Annotated in this window: 15 protein-coding genes; 10 read left to right on the plus strand and 5 right to left on the minus strand. The window is 74.5% G+C overall.

The features are described 5' to 3' along the window. The 3 genes from murC to AB0M97_RS02320 all read right to left on the minus strand — a co-directional run bounded on the left by murC (position 1) and on the right by AB0M97_RS02320 (position 3039). Positions 1-1392 carry a UDP-N-acetylmuramate--L-alanine ligase gene (gene murC / locus AB0M97_RS02310; protein ID WP_365958796.1) on the minus strand — a complete coding sequence of 464 codons (1392 nt, stop codon included), beginning with the start codon at positions 1390-1392 and terminating at the stop codon, positions 1-3. A 107-nt stretch (positions 1393-1499) separates the two neighbouring features. Next, complete coding sequence (locus tag AB0M97_RS02315) at positions 1500-1955, minus strand: indole-3-glycerol phosphate synthase (protein WP_365958797.1); 456 nt, start codon at positions 1953-1955, stop codon at positions 1500-1502. Between the two features lie 271 nt (positions 1956-2226). Next, entirely contained in the window at positions 2227-3039 is an 813-nt protein-coding gene (locus AB0M97_RS02320; protein ID WP_365958798.1) for a pyrimidine reductase family protein, read from the minus strand. Positions 3040-3075: 36 nt separating this feature from the next. Here AB0M97_RS02320 and zapE point away from each other — a divergent pair, with 36 nt between their 5' ends. The 10 genes from zapE to AB0M97_RS02370 all read left to right on the plus strand — a co-directional run bounded on the left by zapE (position 3076) and on the right by AB0M97_RS02370 (position 15836). Then, on the plus strand, positions 3076-4185 hold the full coding sequence (zapE, locus tag AB0M97_RS02325) for a cell division protein ZapE (RefSeq protein ID WP_365958799.1): 1110 nt from the start codon (positions 3076-3078) through the stop codon (positions 4183-4185). Positions 4186-4587: 402 nt separating this feature from the next. Beyond that, on the plus strand, positions 4588-5169 hold the full coding sequence (locus AB0M97_RS02330; RefSeq protein ID WP_365958800.1) for a carbonic anhydrase: 582 nt from the start codon (positions 4588-4590) through the stop codon (positions 5167-5169). 8 nt (positions 5170-5177) lie between these two features. Further along, the gene (locus AB0M97_RS02335) at positions 5178-6632 is read left to right on the plus strand and encodes a SulP family inorganic anion transporter (RefSeq protein ID WP_365958801.1); all 1455 of its coding nucleotides are present in this window, start codon (positions 5178-5180) and stop codon (positions 6630-6632) included. A gap of 126 nt (positions 6633-6758) precedes the next feature. Next, positions 6759-7559 carry a slipin family protein gene (locus AB0M97_RS02340; protein ID WP_365958802.1) on the plus strand — a complete coding sequence of 267 codons (801 nt, stop codon included), beginning with the start codon at positions 6759-6761 and terminating at the stop codon, positions 7557-7559. A gap of 89 nt (positions 7560-7648) precedes the next feature. Further along, on the plus strand, positions 7649-9031 hold the full coding sequence (locus AB0M97_RS02345; protein ID WP_365958803.1) for a PhoX family protein: 1383 nt from the start codon (positions 7649-7651) through the stop codon (positions 9029-9031). Between the two features lie 76 nt (positions 9032-9107). Then, positions 9108-10625, plus strand: coding sequence for an FAD-dependent oxidoreductase (locus AB0M97_RS02350; RefSeq protein WP_365958804.1), 1518 nt, complete (start codon positions 9108-9110; stop codon positions 10623-10625). 83 nt (positions 10626-10708) lie between these two features. Next, a complete protein-coding gene (locus tag AB0M97_RS02355) occupies positions 10709-11551 on the plus strand; it encodes a polysaccharide deacetylase family protein (protein ID WP_365958805.1) in 843 nt (280 codons plus the stop codon). A gap of 150 nt (positions 11552-11701) precedes the next feature. Then, positions 11702-12418: a peptidyl-tRNA hydrolase gene (locus AB0M97_RS02360; protein ID WP_365958806.1), complete on the plus strand. Its 717-nt coding sequence runs from the start codon at positions 11702-11704 to the stop codon at positions 12416-12418. Positions 12419-12596: 178 nt separating this feature from the next. Next, complete coding sequence (locus AB0M97_RS02365) at positions 12597-13898, plus strand: DUF692 domain-containing protein (protein ID WP_365958807.1); 1302 nt, start codon at positions 12597-12599, stop codon at positions 13896-13898. Positions 13899-14192: 294 nt separating this feature from the next. Further along, on the plus strand, positions 14193-15836 hold the full coding sequence (locus tag AB0M97_RS02370) for an alpha/beta hydrolase (RefSeq protein WP_365958808.1): 1644 nt from the start codon (positions 14193-14195) through the stop codon (positions 15834-15836). Here the strand turns inward: AB0M97_RS02370 and hemQ are convergent, their stop codons facing one another. After that, positions 15837-16568: a hydrogen peroxide-dependent heme synthase gene (gene hemQ / locus AB0M97_RS02375; RefSeq protein ID WP_365958809.1), complete on the minus strand. Its 732-nt coding sequence runs from the start codon at positions 16566-16568 to the stop codon at positions 15837-15839. 5 nt (positions 16569-16573) lie between these two features. Continuing rightward, positions 16574-18028 (minus strand): protoporphyrinogen oxidase, encoded by a 1455-nt coding sequence (gene hemG, locus AB0M97_RS02380; protein WP_365958810.1) that lies wholly within the window; start codon positions 18026-18028, stop codon positions 16574-16576. Positions 18029-18107 lie beyond the last annotated feature (79 nt).

Consider the following 18107-nt stretch of genomic DNA (forward strand, 5'->3'; position numbering starts at 1 on the left):
TCAGTTCGTCGTCAGACGGTCCAGGATGTGCGGGCCGAGGTCCGTGACGTCGCCCGCGCCCATGGTGATAACGAGATCGCCGGGCTCGGCCATTCCTGCGACGACGGTCGGGACCTGGGCCGTGTCCTGCACGGGGGTCACCTCGGCGCCCGCCGCCCGGGCGGCCTCGATGATCAGCTCGCTGGTGACGCCGGGGATGGGGTCCTCGCGGGCCGGGTAGATGCCGAGGACCACGGAGGCGTCCGCGAGGGAGAGGGCCTGGCCCATCTCCTTGCCGAGTTCCTGGGTGCGGGAGAACAGGTGGGGCTGGAAGACGACCAGGATGCGCGAGTCGCCGGCCGCCGCGCGCATCGCCTCCAGGTCCGCGGTCATCTCGGTCGGGTGGTGGGCGTAGGAGTCGATCACCTGGACGCCGGCGGCCTCGCCCTTCAGCTGGAGGCGGCGCTTGACCCCGGTGTACGCGGCGAGCGCGGGGGCGAGCTCGGCGGCGGGGATGCCGAGCGCGGCGCCCGCGGCGAGGGCGGCGACGGCGTTGTGCGCGTAGTGGCGGCCGGGGACGCAGACCGTGAAGGTGAGCGGCGTGCCGTCGAGTTCGGCGGTCACCTCGCTCGTGAGGCCCTGCGGGACGACGGACAGGACGCGCACGTCGGCGTCCGGCGCCTCGCCGTACGTCACGGTCCGCACGGTGCCCGCGAGGCGGCGGGTCAGTTCGCGCGCGCCCTCGTGGTCGGCCGAGATCACCAGCGTGCCGCCGGGCACGATCTTCCCGGCGAACGTCTCGAAGGACGCGTAGATCTCCTCCATGGACGCGTAGTTGGCGTGGTGGTCGAGTTCGACGTTGAGGACGATGGCGACCTCGGGGGCGTACTTGTGGAAGCTGCGGTCGGACTCGTCGGCCTCGGCGACGAAGATGTCGCCCGTGCCGTGCAGCGCGTTGGAGCCGGGCGTGTCCAGGTCGCCGCCGATGGCGTACGACGGGTTCAGGCCGAGCTCGGACAGCGACACGGCCAGCATCGAGGTGGTGGTGGTCTTGCCGTGCGTGCCGGCGACGGCGATCGGGCGCAGGCCGTCCATCAGGCGGGCCAGGGCGTCCGAGCGGTGGACCACCGGGATGCCGAGTTCGGCGGCCCGCGCCAGTTCGGGGTTGTCCGCGCGGATCGCGGAGGAGACGACGACGCAGGTGGCGTCGGGCGCCAGGTGCTCGGCGGCGTGCCCGATGTGCACGGTGGCGCCCAGCGCGCGCAGCGCCTCGGCGGTCGGGGAGTCCTTGGCGTCGCTGCCGGCCACCTCGGCGCCGCGCTGGGCGAGGATCTTCGCGATGCCCGACATTCCGGCGCCGCCGATGCCGATGAAGTGCGGGCGGTCCATGGCGGTAGGAAGGCCGGGTGCCATGCGCGTTTCTCCCAGTGGTGCGACGGGTGGTGAGTGGGGTGGTCCGTCCGCCGCTGCGGACGGCGCGCCCGCGCCGGGAGGACCCGTGCGGAGGGCGCCGCCCAAGCCTATGCCTTGCTGTGGGAGAACAGTTTCAGCACCGGTACGCCCACCTTGTGCCGGGCCCGGGACGCCCAGTCGCGGTGGAAGAACTCCTCGACGTAGTGCGGGTCGGTCAGCACGATCACCTCGTCGGCGCCGACTTCCTCGACCATGGTCTTCAGCGCGTCGAGGGGATGGTCGTCCACGAGCCGTCCCTCGGCGGTGCTGCCGGAGGCGCGCAGCGCGGCGAGGGACACCTCCAGGGCCCGCAGGCCGGTGCTCAGCGCCTCCTCGCCCTCGGGTGTCTCGCCCTCCCGGACGGCCTCGTCGAGTTCGCCGAGCGCGATGTCGTCAATGGCTCTCAGCAGCCGGTCGGCCTGTTCGCCGCGCGGCTGGAGCAGCACGTGGAAGGAGACGGGCTCGTCCCCGTGCAGCGTGGTGACGAACTCCACGTCGGCGGACGTCAGGGCCTTCTCGATCATCAAAACGCTTCTGAACACCAGGCGCCCCTTCTCCTTCGAGGGCCCCTTGCCCTCAGTCCTCCGTTGGCCGGGACAGGCCATGCGGAAACCATCCTGCCCCGTGATCGCACGGGTCCTGCCGGATTCGTCCCGTCCGTAGGCCGTTGAGCGGAACGGCAGATTCCACTGTTGTGCGGACAGGCGATACCGGTCGGACCCGCATCCGGACCACCACATCTACCCGCGATCTTCCCCACCACTCCGCCACGGCACCCCTACAGGACCCGCACGCTCAGGCCCGCCAGTAGCGGCTGAAGAGGAACCCGTCCTCCTCCAGCAGGGACACCAGCGCGAAACGCTCCGGAACCGTCACCGACGGTCCCCCGGCGATCCGCTGCGCCCCGCCCGCCGTGAGCATCGGGGAGACGGTCAGGCACAGCTCGTCGAGCACGCCGGAGGCCACCAGCTGGCCCAGCAGCCGCGGCCCGCCCTCGGTCAGCAGCCGGGTGTGGCCCAGCTCGGCCAGGGCCCGGACGGCGCGCACCGGGTCCACGCCGACGCCGTCGCCGCAGATCACCACCTTGGCGCCGGCCTTCTCGGCGGTGGCGACCCGGTCCGGGGCCGCCGCTGCGCCGGTCAGGATCAGCGTGGGCACCAGGGGCGAGGTGAACAGCGGCAGGGTGAAGTCCAGCTCCAGCCCGGCGGTGACCACCGCGATCGCGGGCGCGGGCCCCTGCCCGGCCGCCTTGCGCGTGGCCGCGAACTCGGCACGCGCGCGTGCGGGGCGGTAGCCCTCCTGGCGTACCGTTTCCGCACCGACGACCACGATGTCCGCCAGCGCCCGCAGGGTTCCGAAGATCCGCATGTCGGTGGCGCTGGAGATGGGGTGCGAGCGGCCGTCGTGCTGGGCCGCGCCGTCGAGCGTGGCGACCATGTTGGCGCGCAGCCAGGGGTGCCGGCCGTCCGGCCCGGGCTCGGGATAGGCATAGGCGGCGGCCAGCTCGGCGAGGCTCCACTCGCGCTCGCCGCCAAGATCGCGGTCCACGGCCGCCTCACCCGGGGCGGGGGCCGCTGTCTGGTCGGTCACAGGGAACAGGCGTCGCATCCGTGCAGTCTGGCACGGCGACTACGATGAGGAATCGTGTCCTCCTCCACCGCCGCCTCAGGCCCCCGTCCCATGGCCGACGCGGCCCCGCTGTCGCTGTGCGCCCGCGAGCCGCACGTCCCCGCGGACCGGCTCGTCGCCGAGATGGTGCCGCCGCCGCGCTTCGACGGCGTGCGGTTCGCCACGTACATCCCGGACCCGGACCAGCCCAGCCAGTCGGAGGCGGTCAGGGTGCTCGAGGACTTCGCGGCCGGGCTCGGCGGGGCGCACGCCTCCGGCACCGGCCGCCGGGGCTTCTTCGGCCTCGGCAGGTCCAGGGCGCCCAAGGCCCCGGCGGGCCCGCGCGGCGTCTACCTGGACGGCGGCTACGGCGTCGGCAAGACCCATCTGCTGGCCTCCCTGTGGCACGCCACCCCGGCCGAGCCCGCCCTGAAGGCCTTCGGCACCTTCGTGGAGCTGACGAACCTGGTCGGCGCCCTGGGCTTCCAGCAGACGGTGAGGACGCTGTCGGGCCACCGCCTGCTGTGCATCGACGAGTTCGAGCTCGACGACCCGGGCGACACCGTGCTCGTCTCCACGCTGCTCGGCAAGCTCGTGGACGCGGGCGTCGCGCTCGCCGCCACCTCCAACACGCTGCCGGGCAAGCTCGGCGAGGGCCGGTTCGCGGCGGCGGACTTCCTGCGCGAGATCCAGGGCCTGTCCGCCCACTTCCGCGCGCTGCGCATCGACGGCGAGGACTACCGCCACCGGGGCCTGCCCGAGGCGCCGGCGCCGTACTCGGCCGACCAGGTGACGAAGGCGGCGCACGCCACCGAGGGCGCCTCGCTCGACGCCTTCCCGCGTCTGCTGGAGCACCTCGCCCGTGTCCACCCGAGCCGGTACGGGGCGCTGACCGAGGGCGTGCGGGCAGTGTGCCTGACGGACGTGCGCCCGGTGCCCGACCAGTCGACGGCGCTCCGGCTGGTCGTCCTCGCCGACCGGCTCTACGACCGCGAGGTGCCGGTGCTGGCCTCGGGTCTGCCGTTCGACCAGTTGTTCAGCGAGGAGATGCTGAAGGGCGGCTACCGGAAGAAGTACTTCCGGGCGATCTCCCGGCTCACCGCCCTGGCCCGCGACGCGAAGCCTCTGGCCGAACCGCGCGACTGAGCCGCGCCGCGCTCCGGCGCCCGTCGGCCGGCGCCCCGTCGCCCGGGGCCGGCCGCCCGCCTCTACCCGATCATGCGCTTCATGATCAAGAGCAGGTTCGCGCCACCAGACCCCCACTTTTCACGCTCTTTTGCCCCCGAAACGCGGAGTTAACACTGCAAAGGACTGTGCAGCGTTAACGTGCTTCTTGACCATCCATTGACCATCCGTTGGCACGCACTAAAGGTGACACCTGCTCAAAAAGTGCATGCCCGGGTGCGCACTGCGTTTCCCTGGTGTTCGCATTCGCGCATACGGGACGTCACGCCATGGCCAAGGCTTAGCCGTGGCCGGAGCAGCCCCCGACCTCTGTCGTGCCAGTCCGACGCGCCCTGAAAGCGCGCCAGGAGGAATCGCCCACAGATGCAGCCCCTCATCGACAACGCCCGTACGTTCGGACAGCGCCCTGAGGAGTTCGCCAAGCTCGCCGAGGGTCAGTCGCCCGACGTCCTGTTCATCACGTGTTCCGACTCAAGGGTCGTACCGGCCCTGATCACGGGCGCCCGGCCCGGTGAGCTGTTCGAGCTGCGCACCGCGGGCAACGTCGTACCGCCGTACGGCTCCGGGCGCCCCAGCGGCGAGGCCGCCACCATCGAGTACGCCGTCGAGGTCCTCGGCGTGCGGGACGTCGTGGTGTGCGGTCACTCGCACTGCGGTGCCGTCGGCGCGCTGGTGCGCGGCGACGACCTGGACGCGGTGCCGGCCGTGCGCGACTGGCTGGCGCACGCCGCCGACACGCCGCGAAACGCCGACCCGTCCGACCCGGCGGTCGCCGACGCCGTGCAGGACCACGTCCTCGCCCAGCTGCTGCGGCTGCGCTCCTACCCCGGCATCGCACGGCGCCTGGCGGACGGCCGGCTGACATTGCACGGCTGGTACTACGAGGTCCACACCGGCGCCGTGCGCGAACACCGCGCCGACACCGGCAAGTTCGAGGCGCTGTGAGGGCCGCGATGAGCTCCTTTCCCCATCTGCGGCAGGACTTCGCCGCCTCGCTCGTCGTGTTCCTGGTCGCCGTGCCGCTGTGCGTCGGCGTCGCCGTCGCCTCCGGTGTCCCGGCCGAACTGGGCCTGGTCACCGGCATCGTGGGCGGCATCGTCACCGGCCTGCTGCCCGGCAGCAGCCTCCAGGTGTCCGGACCGGCCGCCGGCATGACCGTCCTGGTCTTCGAGGCCGTCACCGCGTACGGGCTCGCCGTGCTCGGTGTGATCGTGCTGGCCACCGGCCTGCTCCAGCTCGGCATGGGCGCCCTGCGCATGGGGCGCTGGTTCCGGGCGATATCCGTGTCGGTCGTCGAGGGCATGCTGGCCGGAATCGGCCTCGTCATCATCGCGGGGCAGCTGTACGCGGCGGCCGGGCTGAAGGCGCCGGACTCCGGCATCGACAAGATCCTCGGACTGCCGGGAGCCGCCGCCGACGCGCTCGGCAGCACCGAGGCGCTCACCTCGCTCGCCGTCGGCGCGGGCACCGTCGCCGTGGTGGTGCTGTGGAAGACGCTGCCGGAGCGGGTGCGGGCGGTGCCGGGCGCGCTCGCCGCCGTCGTCCTCGCCACACTGGCCACCCTCGCGCTGGACCTGCCGGTGGCGACGGTGGAGGTGCAGGGGCTGCTGGACGCCGTCCAGGTGCCCGGCGCGGACGCCCTCGGCGAACTGGCCGGGGTGGGCGTGCTCGGCACGGTCCTGGCGTTCACGCTGATCGCCTCGGCGGAGAGCCTGTTCAGCGCCGCCGCCGTGGACCGGCTGCACGACGGTCCGCGCACCCAGTACGACAAGGAGCTGATGGCCCAGGGCGCCGGCAACACGGTGTGCGGGCTGCTGGGCGCGCTGCCCATGACCGCGGTCATCGTGCGCAGCTCGGCGAACGTCCACGCGGGCGCGAAGACCAAGGCGTCCCGCGTCCTGCACGGCGTGTGGCTGCTGCTGTTCGCGGCGCTGCTGCCGGGCGCGCTGGCGCTGATACCGCTGCCGGCGCTCGCCGGCATCCTGGTCCACGCGGGCTGGAAGCTGATCCCGCTGCGCAGTCTGGTCGCGTTGTGGCGGGGGCACCGCGGTGAGGCGCTGATCCTGGTGGTGACGGCCGTGTCGATCGTCGCGGTGAACATGTTCGAGGGCGTCCTGATCGGTCTGGCCCTGTCGGTGGTCAAGACCGCCTGGGAGGCCTCGCACCTGAAGACGGAGGTCGTCGACAAGGGCGCCGGGCCGATACAGGTGCACCTGTCGGGCAACGCGACCTTCCTGCGACTGCCGAAGATCCTCGACGGCCTGGAGGCGCTCCCCCAGGACCGGCCCATAGAGCTGGACCTGTCCGGGCTGCACCACCTCGACCACGCCTGCCGTACGGCGCTGGAGGGCTGGGCCGAGCGGCACAGCGCGGCCGGCGTCGAACCGGTGCGGCTGACGACCGGGTAGCGCGGCGGCCGGTCCGGTCCGGGGCAGGAGCATGGCCCCGGACCGGACTTCGGGCATATCGTGGCATCAGGCGCATCCGGCACGCCGGGTGCGCTGCCCAGCGGACCTCTCGGCAAGGAGGCCGTCATGGTCGAGGAACTGCTGGCGGCGCTCGCCGCGGCTGGTGCCGCGGGTCTGGCGTACGTCGCGGCGGCGGCCCGGATCGTCAAGCAGTACGAGCGCGGGGTGGTCTTCCGGCTCGGACGGCTGCACGGTGCCGTGCGCGGGCCCGGGTTCACGCTGGTGGTGCCGGGCGTGGACCGGCTGCGCAAGGTCAACCTCCAGATCGTGACGATGCCGGTGCCGGCCCAGGAGGGCATTACCCGCGACAACGTCACCGTGCGCGTGGACGCGGTGGTGTACTTCAAGGTCGTGGACGCGGCGGCGGCGATCGTCAACGTCGAGGACTACCGCTTCGCGGTCTCGCAGATGGCGCAGACGTCGCTGCGGTCCATCATCGGCAAGAGCGACCTGGACGACCTGCTGTCCAACCGCGAGAAGCTCAACCAGGGTCTTGAGCTGATGATCGACAGCCCGGCGGTGGGCTGGGGCGTGCAGATCGACCGCGTCGAGATCAAGGACGTGTCGCTGCCGGACACGATGAAGCGCTCGATGGCCCGGCAGGCCGAGGCCGACCGGGAGCGGCGGGCCCGGATCATCAACGCCGACGCCGAGTTGCAGGCGTCGAAGAAGCTCGCCGAGGCGGCCCAGCAGATGGCCGACACCCCTTCCGCGCTCCAACTCCGGCTGCTGCAGACGGTGGTGGCGGTCGCGGCGGAGAAGAACTCCACCCTGGTGCTGCCGTTCCCGGTGGAGCTGCTGCGCTTCTTGGAGCGGGCCCAGCAGACACCGCCGGAACACGCCGCCGGGGGCCGGGTGGAGCAGTGACGGCTGCTACGCGCGTGGTTCCCGCCGACCCTGTCAAGTGATACACACAGCGGATCACCGATCCTGTCCGCCAGCAGGAAGGCTCCGCCATGTCCGAAGACGACCGCTCCGCGACCCGGCGCCAGGTGCTCGCCCGCACCGGCGCCCTGGGCGCGGGCATAGCGTTCACCGGAGCGCTGTCCGAACTCTTCGCGGGCTCCGCCGCCGCGCGGAACCTGGGCCACACCGGATACGGGCCGCTCGTGCCCGACCCGAAGGGCCTGCTCGATCTGCCGGAAGGTTTCCGCTATCGGGTGCTGTCCCGCGAGGGAGAGCCGCTGCGCTCCGGTGAGGGCCCGGTCCCCTCCCACCACGACGGCATGTCCGCCTTCGCCGGCCGGCACGGCCGCGTCCATCTGGTCCGCAACCACGAGAACCGCGCCACCGCGAGAATCCCCGTCCCCGTCGTCGAGGGCCTCACCTACGACCCGGCGGCCAAGGGCGGTTGCACGGCCCTGACCCTGGACGCCCGCGGCGACGTCCTGTCCGAACGGGTCGCCATCGCCGGTACGGCCGTCAACTGCGCGGGCGGCCCAACCCCCTGGGGCACCTGGCTGACCTGCGAGGAGACCGAGGACAGGGCGGGCACCGCCGGCTACGCCAAGGACCACGGCTTCATCTTCGAGGTCGATCCGGCCGACCCGCGCCGCACCGGCGCCGTCCCGCTCAGCGCGATGGGCCGCTTCCAGCACGAGGCGGTCGCCGTCGACCCCCGGCGCGGGGTGGTCTACGAGACCGAGGACGCCTTCCAGCGGCCGTTCGGCCTGTTCTACCGCTTCCTTCCCGACAGGCCCCTCGGCGGGCCCGGCTCGCTGCGCGCGGGCGGCCTGCTCCAGGCCATGCGGGTGCCGGGCCTGCCCGACCTGTCGTCGGTGCGGGAGACGGGCGCCTCGTTCGACGGCGTGGAGTGGGTGGACGTACCGGACCCGCTGGCCGCCGGGACCCCCGTCCGCCTCCAGGACTTCGGACCGAAGGGCATCACGCACGCGCAGAAGCTGGAGGGCTGCTACTGGGGCGGGCGGTGTGTGTACTTCGTGTCGTCGTTCGCGCGCAGCTCGGAGGGCTCGGCCGGGGACCACTACGGCCAGATATGGCGCTACGACCCGGACCGCCGCCGCCTGACGCTGGTGATCGTCTTCGGCCCGGACACGGACGTGCAGCTGCCCGGCGAGTCGCCGGACAACATCTGCCTCGCCCCCAGCGGCGGCCTGATGGTCTGCGAGGACGGCAACGGCGCCCAGCACGTCTACGGCGTCACCCGCCGCGGCGAGGTCTACGCGATGGCCCGCGGTCGGCAGAACATCGGCACCCCCGAGGAACCGGAGTGGGGCGAGTTCGCCGGCGTCACCTTCTCCCCCGACGGGGAAACGATGTACCTCAACTGCTACACGCCCGGGACGACGTTCGCGGTGACGGGACCCTGGCGGAGGTAGCCGCCGCGCCCGGGGAGCCCGCGCGGCTCCCCGGGGTCCGGGAACTGAAATCGCCGGGACGGGGTACCCGGCGCCCATGGCTGAGAATGACCAGGTCAGGGGCTCGTACTGGCTGAAGACGGCATCCAGCGGGCCGCGTCCCGCACTCACCGAGGACCTCGACGTCGACGTGGCCGTGATCGGCGCCGGTGTGGCCGGGCTGAGCACGGCGTGGGAGCTGACGCGGGCCGGACGGAGCGTGGCGGTGCTGGAGGCGCGGCAGGTCGCCGCCGGCGTCACGGGCCACACCACCGCCAAGGTGACCGCCCTGCACTCCCTCATCTACGACAAGCTGCGCCGCAAGCGCGGCGCGGAGGGCGCGCGGCTGTACGCCCGCTCGCAGTCCGAGGCGGTCGAGCGCATGGCGCAGATCGTCGAGGAGCTGGGCGTCGACTGCGAGTGGGAGCGCCGGGACGCCTTCACGTACGTCTGCGACCCGGGCCGTGTCGAGGACATCCGGGCCGAGGCGGACGCCGCCCGGGAGGCCGGGCTGCCCGCGTCGTTCGTGACGGAGACGGGACTGCCGTTCCCGATCGCGGGCGCGGTGCGGGTCACCGGGCAGGCGCAGTTCCACCCGCTGAAGTACCTGTACGCCCTCACCGACGACCTGGTGGCGCGCGGCGGGCGCGTGTACGAGGACACCACCGTGCTGTCGCTGGACGAGGGCGACCCGTGCCGGCTGTCGACGGACACCGGCGCGACGGTCACCGCGCGGGACGTCGTGGTCGCCACGCACTACCCGATCTTCGACCGGGCCCTGCTGTTCACGCGCCTGTCCCCGCGCCGCGAGCTGGTGGTCGCGGGGGCCGTCGCGGCGGACCGGGACCCGGGCGGCATGTTCATCACGCCCGACGAGGGCACCCGCTCGGTCCGCACGGCCCCGTACGGCGAGGGCCGGCGGTTGCTGGTGATCACCGGGGAGCACTTCACGCCGGGCACGGGCGACACGCGTGAGCGCTTCGACCGGCTGTCCGCGTGGGCGGCCGAGCGCTTCCCCGGCGTCGAGCTCACCTACGCCTGGGCCACGCAGGACAACGACTCCACCGACACCGTGCCGCTGGTCGGCCCGCTGCACCCGCGCACCCGGCACGTGTACGTGGCCAGCGGCTTCGGCGGCTGGGGCATGAGCGGCGGCGTGATGGCGGGCGGGCTGCTGTCGGCGCTGATCACCGGGCAGCCGTGCGCGTGGAGCGAGCTGTACGACCCGCGCCGGCTGCGGTCGACGGTGCGCGAGGCGCCGCAGTTCCTGAAGCACCAGGCGCAGGTCGCCGGGCACTTCGTCGGCGACCGGCTGAAGCCCCCGCCGCCGGTGGAGTCGCTGCCGCCGGGTGAGGGCGCGGTGGTCCGCGTCGACGGCGACCGGCTCGCGGTGTACCGCGACGACGACGGCACCCTGCACGCGGTGTCCTCCCGCTGCACGCACATGGGCTGCCTGGTCTCCTTCAACGCCGCCGAGCGTGCCTGGGAGTGCCCGTGCCACGGCTCCCGCTTCGACACGGACGGCAAGGTGATCCAGGGCCCGGCGACCCGGCCGCTGAAGCGCCGCGACATCTGACGGGACGCCCGGCCGGGTGAGCCCCGACCGGGCCCGCGCGCATGTCCGACGGATGACGCGATCACCGCGCCTATTTTCATACGGTGATCACATCGGTACGCGGCGTCACCGCCGTCTGCTTCTTGGCCGCCGCCCTCGCCGCGTGCGGCACCGCCGAGGCGCCCGGACCCGTCCCGCCGAGCCACCCGCCCATCGGCGCGCCCGCCGGGCCCCCGACGCTCGCGCCCGGCCCCGCGGGCCTCACCCCCGTCTTCGAGCACGGCCCGCGCACCCGGGGCCGGACCGTCGCCCTCACCTTCGACGCCGACATGACCGCCGGCCAGGGGCCCCGGGCGGCGGCGGGCGAACGCTTCGACCATCCACGCCTGATCGAGACGCTGCGGGCGCTGAGGGTGCCCGCGACCGTGTTCATGACCGGGCGGTGGGCCGAGCAGTACCCGGACCAGGCCCGCTCCCTCGGCCGGGACCGCCTCTTCGAGATCGCCAACCACTCCTACAGCCACTACGCCTTCACCGGCGACTGCTACGGCCTGCCGGTCCTCCCCGCGCGGCGGATGCGCGCGGACGTCGAGCGGGCCTACGCGGCGTTCCGCGGGGCCGGGGTGCCGGGCGCGATGCCGTACTTCCGCTTCCCGGGCGGCTGTTACGACCGGCGCGCGCTGCGGGCGCTGGCGGCGGCGGGCGTCACCGCCGTGCAGTGGGACGTGGTGGGCGGGGACGCGTTCGCCACGGACGCGGACGCGGTGGCCCGGCAGGTGCTGGACGGCGTACGGCCCGGGTCGGTGGTCGTGCTGCACTGCACGCGCAGTGCCGCCCCGGCGACGGAGCGGGCCGTGCGCGTGATCGTGCCGGAGCTGCGCCGCGCGGGCTACCGGTTCGTGAAGGTGTCGGAGCTGATCGGCGCGGCGGTCGCCGGAGGAAGCTGAGCGGGCCCGGGGCGTGCGGGGCCGGGCGCTGTGCCGGGGAGCCGGCGGAGTGCCCGGAGTCGTACCAGGGCCGTCCGCGAGGGGCGGGAGGCCCGGCGCGCGGCCTGCTCCGGGTGAAGCGCGCGGCTGCCGGGTTGGCAGACTGGGGGCGTGAGCGAAGAACCGACGCCCGCGACCGGCAGCCCCTTCCGCGCCGAGCCCGGTGACCGCGACCTGGCACCCCAGTACGTGCTGCCGCTGGTCGTCCGCATCGAGCGGGCGGCTCCCCCGGCGCGCACCGACGCCCTGGAGACCGCGGCGCGCGCGGTGCTGGTGATGCTGAGCGACGAGCGGTCCTCGGGCGACGGCGCGTGGGCGCGGGCGATGCGGCACTGGCAGGACGCCCGGATCCGCAAGGTGGTGCGCCGGGCGCGCGGCGCCGAGTGGCGGCGGGCCGGGGCGCTGCCCGGCATCACCGTGACCGGCAAGTCCGCCGAGGTGCGGGTCTTCCCGCCGGTCCCGCTGGACGGCTGGCCCAAGGACCTGGCCCGGCTCCAGGTGTCCGGCACCGAGCTGGACGACCCGGAGCCGCCGGTCCCGGCCGACCCGGCCGCGCCGGTGCTGTGGATGAGCCCCGGCCTCGGCATGTCGGCCGGCAAGGCCATGGCGCAGGCCGGGCACGGCGCCCAGCTCGCCTGGTGGGAACTGCCCGACGGGGAGCGGTCCGCCTGGCGCGACGCGGGCTTCCCGCTCGCCGTGCGCACCGCCGCCCAGGCCGACTGGCGGCGCCTGACGGCGAGCGGCCTGCCGGTGGTCCGGGACGCCGGCTACACCGAGGTCGCCCCCGGCTCCTGCACGGTCGTCGCCGACCACCCGGCGCTGCGCTGACACGCCCCCGCGTTCCCGTCCCGGCGAACCTCAAATGTTGCTCTGAACGTCTCCCCCAGGGGGTTCGGTCCCGTTCGCCGGGGCCATACCCCCGTCACGCCCGAGGGGGCGGCCCGGCGCGTCCGGGAGCGGCCGGGGGGCCGGGGGGACGGCCGGCGGGCCGGTGGAGGAGGGGACCATGGAACGACTGGGCACGGGGATCGGGTGGCGCCCGGAGATCGCGGACGCCGTGGAGCGCATGCCGGGCATCGACTGGGTGGAGGTCGTGGCCGAGAACGTCTGCCCCGGCCATCTACCCGAGTCGCTGCTGCGGCTGCGCGAGCGCGGCGTGACCGTCGTCCCGCACGGCGTCTCGCTCGGCCTCGGCGGCGCGGACCGGCCCGACGCCGACCGGCTGGCGGCGCTGGCGGAGCGCGCCGAGGCACTGGGGTCGCCGCTGGTCACCGAGCACATCGCGTTCGTCCGGGCGGGCGGGCCGCTGACCGCCTCCCCGCGCCTGGAGGCCGGGCACCTGCTGCCCGTGCCGCGCACCCGTGACGCCCTCGACGTGCTGTGCCAGAACATCCGCGTCGCCCAGGACGCGCTGCCCGTGCCGCTGGCCGTGGAGAACATCGCGGCGCTGTTCTCCTGGCCGGACGAGGAGCTGACCGAGGGGCAGTTCCTGTACGAGCTCGCCGACCGCACCGGGGTGCGGCTCCTGATCGACGTGGCGAACCTGCACACCAATCACGTCAACCGCGGCGAGGACCCGGCCCGGGCACTCGCCGAACTGCCGCTGGAGGCCATCGCCTACGTCCATGTCGCGGGCGGCTTCGAACGGGACGGTGTCTGGCACGACAGCCACGCCCACCCCGTCCCGCGGCCGGTCCTCGGCATCCTGGCCGACCTCGCCTCCCGGGTCACCCCGCCCGGCGTGCTCCTGGAGCGGGACGAGAACTTTCCCGAACCGGCCGAGCTGCGGCGGGAGTTGGCGGCCGTCCGGGAGGCGGTGGAGCAGGGCGCCCCGGCGCGCGCGGCGGCACCGGCCGAGGGCTCCGCGCCGCGTGCGGCCGGGCAGGAACGCCCCCGGGCCCGCCAGCGGCTCGGCCTCGCGCAGGCGGCGCTGCTGTCCGCGCTGGTCGCCGGGACGCCCGCGCCCGAGGGCTTCGACCGGGTGCGGCTCGGGGTGCAGGCGCGGGCGCTCACCGCCAAGCGGGCCGGTGTCGTCGCCAAGGTCGCGCCGGAGCTGCCGGAGATCCTCGGTGACGCGTACCGGCCCGCCTTCCTCGCGTACGCCCAGGGGCGCCCGATGACCGGCGGCTACCGGCGCGACGCGCTGGACTTCGCGGAGCACCTGCTGCTCGCCGGGCGGCCCGAACAGGCCGGTGCGCGAAGGGAGTTGCGCGAGTGGTGGCTGGAGCGCTCGGGCCCCGCGCCGCGCTCCCGGCGACCGGCGGTCCGCCTGGCACGGGCGGCACGGCGGGCGCTGCTGCGGCGGTGACCCTACGGGCGGCGCGGGCAGGGGCCGTACCCCCACAGCGCGCACACCACCTCGCCCGGAGCGGAAACGGCCGTGATGCCCGCTGCGCGCAACGGCCCGACCTTCCGGGCCACCCGGCCGCCGGGTGGCGCGACTGAACCTCGGGGAGCACGCCACGCGGCGCGGCTGAGCCGCCCGGGGCACGCCGGGGGCGCACAGAGGTGTCGGCGGCGACACCGGCACCCGGTGCTTGCCTTCCCCACCAGCCGAACCAAACATCCCTTTTGTCACTGCCGTGCATCGAAGGGATACGCGATGAGAGCTGCCGCCGTCCATGCGGCCGCCGGGGCCCTGCTCCTCACCGTCGTCGCCGCCGCCCCGGCGGGCGGCACGGCGGACGGCCCGGCCGGTGCGGCCGAGCAGCGCGGCACCGCGGTGGCCGCCGCGCGCGCCGCGGCACGGGGCGTCGACTTCGGCGCGTGCCCCGAGGCGCGGGACCTGCCGGGCGGCATGCGGTGCGGCACGGTGACCGTTCCGCTCGACTACGCGCGCCCCGACGGCCGGCAGATCCGGCTCACCGTCAGCCGGGTGCGCGCCACCCGCAAGGACCCGGGCCGCAGCGGGCGCGAGGTGCCCCGGCAGGGCGCCCTGGTCTACAACCCGGGCGGTCCGGGCGCCTCCGGCCTGCCCTTCCCGCTGATCGGCTTCCTGCCCGAGTGGAAGCGCGTCGCGGCGGCCTACGACCTGGTGGGCTACGCCCCGCGCGGCGTCGGCCGGTCGGCGCCGCTGTCCTGCGAGGACCCCGGGACCTTCTTCAAGGGTCCGGCACCCGCCCCGGCGCACCCCTCGGAGGCGTACAAGCGGGAACGCATCGCGCGGGCCAGGGCGTACGCGCGGGGCTGCGCGCAGCGGACGGGCGGCGCGCTGCGGCACTACCACTCGCTGAACAACGCCCGCGACCTGGAGGTGCTGCGGGCAGCGCTGGGCGAGCGGCGGCTGACGTTCATGGGGGCGTCGTACGGCACGTACTTCGGGGCGCTGTACGCGACGATGTTCCCCGGGCACGTGCGGCGGATGGTGTTCGACGCGGCGGTGAACCCGGACCCCGAGCAGATCTGGTACCGCAACAACCTCGCCCAGTCGGCGGCGTTCGAGGACCGCTGGGCGGACTTCCGGGAGTGGGTCGCCCGGCACGACACGGTGTACGGGCTCGGCGCCACCCCGCGCGCGGTGCAGCTCAGCTACGAGCGGGCGAGCGCGCGGCTCGCGGCGGAGCCGGCCGGCGGGAAGGTCGGGCCGGGCCAGTTGCAGGGGGCGATGCTGCAGGCCGGGTACTACGACGACTTCTGGCCGCACCGCGCGCACGCGCTGTCCGCCTACGTGAAGGGCGATCCGAAGCCGCTGATCGAGCAGGCGGCGCCGCCCGCCGACGGCGACGGGGGCACGCAGGCGGCGACCGAGGCGGAGAACAGCACCGCCGTCTACACGGCCGTGGAGTGCAACGACGCGCCCTGGCCGACCGACTGGCGGGTGTGGGACCGGGACAACACCCGGCTGGCGCGCACGGCGCCCTTCGAGACGTGGGACAACGTGTGGACGAACCTGCCGTGCGCCTTCTGGCCGGCGCCCCGGCAGCAGCCCCTGGACGTGCGGACCGGGCCGGGCGAGCTGGCGCCGGTGCTGATCCTGGCCGCCGAGCGGGACGCCGCCGCGCCCTACCAGGGCGCCCTGGAGATGCACCGCCGGCTGGCGGGCTCGGTGCTGGTGACCGAGCGGGACGCCGGCACGCACGGCATCGCGGGCGGCCCGAACCGCTGCGTCAACGGGCACCTGGAGGCGTACCTGCTGGAAGGCCGCCTCCCGGTGCGGCGCGCGGCGTGCGCACCGCGCCCGCAGCCGCGTCCGGCGTCCCCGGACGACCGCGTGAGGCGGTCCGGGGCGCTGCCGGTCGCGCCCTGATCAGGCGAGCCCGGCGACCAGTTCGGACACGGACTTCCGGCGGCCCGTGTAGAACGGGACCTCCTCGCGGACGTGCAGGCGGGCCTCCGAGGCGCGCAGGTGACGCATGAGGTCGACGATGCGGTACAGCTCGTCGGCCTCGAAGGCGAGGATCCACTCGTAGTCGCCCAGCGAGAACGAGGCGACCGTGTTGGCGCGCACGTCCGGGTAGCCGCGGGCCATCTTGCCGTGGTCGGCGAGCATGCGGCGGCGGTCCTCCTCCGGCAGGAGGTACCAGTCGTAGGAGCGCACGAACGGGTAGACGCTGACGTAGTCGCGGGGCGTCTCGTCGGCGAGGAACGCCGGGATGTGGGAGCGGTTGAACTCGGCGGGGCGGTGCAGCGCCATGTTCGACCACACCGGGGTGAGCGCGCGGCCCAGCTTCGTGCGGCGGAACAGGTTGTACGCCTCCTGGAGCCGGTCGCTGGTCTCGGCGTGCCACCAGATCATGAGGTCGGCGTCGGCGCGCAGCCCGGACACGTCGTACGTGCCGCGGATCGTGACGTCCTTGGCGGCGAGCTGGTCGAACAGCTCCTGGACCTCGTCGGCGTACCCGGCGCGGTCCTCGGGCAGCGCGTCCTTCAGCCGGAAGACGGACCAGAGGGTGTAGCGGATGACCTCGTTGAGGTCCTTGGCCAGCTTGCCCTTGTTCGGGATCCGGTCGGGGGCGGGGGTGGTGGCGTCGTCACTCATGTCCCTCATTCTCCTGCTCCGCCGTGCAGGCTCTGCACCGGGTCGGCGGTGAGTTGCCGCACGGCGCGCAGGTCGCCGTGGATCTGGTCGACGGCCGCGCGGGCGCCGGCGACGCAGGCGGGGATGCCGACGCCGTCGTAGACCGCGCCGCACACGGCGAGGCCGGGCAGCGCGGCGACGTGCGCGCGGACGCGGGCCACGCGCGCGTGGTGGCCGACGGGGTACTGGGGCAGGCCGTCCGTCCAGCGGGTGACGCGGGTCGCGACCGGGGCGGCGGTGAGGCCGGTGGCCTCGCGCAGGTCGTGCCGGGCCACGGCCACCAGGTCGTCGTCGTCGCGGCCGAGGATCTCCGTCTCGCCGTACCGGCCGACGGAGGTGCGCAGCACGAGCAGGTCCGGGTCCTCGTCGGCGATCCAGCCCCACTTGCGGGACGCGAACGTGGCCGCCTTGATGGTGCGCCCGTCGACGGGCGGGACGAGGAAGCCGCTGCCCTCGGGCAGATCGGCCTCCGCACGGCGGTAGGCGAGGGTGATCAGGGCCATGGAGGCGTATTCGACGGCGCTCAGCTCGGCCGCGGCGGCCGGTGCCTCGGCGCGCAGCAGCGCGGCGGCGGCGGGCGCGGGCACGGCCACGATCACGGCGTCGGCGCGCAGCTCCCGGTCCCCGGCGACGATGCGCCACCCGCTGTCCGCGGCGCGCCGCAGCTGCGTCACGCGTGTGCCGGTCAGGACGGCGCCGCCGCGGGCCCGGACCGACTCGGCGACCGCGAGCGGCAGGCTCCCGACGCCGCCGGCGATGCCCATGAACACCGGCCCGCCCTGCCCGCCGGACGCGGCCTTCGCCTGGATCTCGCGCACGCCCTCGGTGAGCGAGGTGTGCGTCCGGGCGGCCCGGAACAGCTGCGGGACGGCCGAGCGCATGGAGAGGCGGTAGGCGTCGCCCGCGTAGACCCCGCCGAGCAGGGGTTCCACGAGGCGGTCGACGACCTCGCGGCCGAGCCGGGCCGCGACGTACTCCCCCACGGCCACGTCGTCGCCGATCTCCGTGCGCGGCAGGTCGGCGTCGCGCCCGATGCGGGCGAGCCCTTCGTCGGACAGGACGCCGGCCAGGGCGGCGGCGGCGCCGGGCACGCCCATGACGTGGCCCTTGGGCATGGGGCGCAGGGCGCCGCGGGTCCAAATCGAGGCCGTCGCCGTGGCGGGCGGCCGGAGCCGGCCGGCGAGGCCCACCTCGCGCGCGAGGTCCACCGCCTCGGGGCGGCGCGCCAGCATCGACTCGGCGCCCAGGTCGACGCGGACGCCCGCGATCTCGCCGGGCAGCAGCTTGCCGCCGACGCGCTGGGAGGCCTCCAGGACGGTGACCCGCACCCCGCGGTCCAGCAGCCGGTGGGCGGCGGCGAGACCGGCGATGCCCGCCCCGACGACGACGACGTCACCGGGGCCCGTACGTGATCCGCTCATGGCTCCACCCTCTCAAACGGCACCGACAGCCGGGCAGGGCCGTCCGGCTCCCGGGGCCACCGGCTCCGGCCCCCGGGGA

This window comes from Streptomyces sp. NPDC051207 (assembly GCF_040682395.1).
GTDB lineage: Bacteria > Actinomycetota > Actinomycetes > Streptomycetales > Streptomycetaceae > Streptomyces.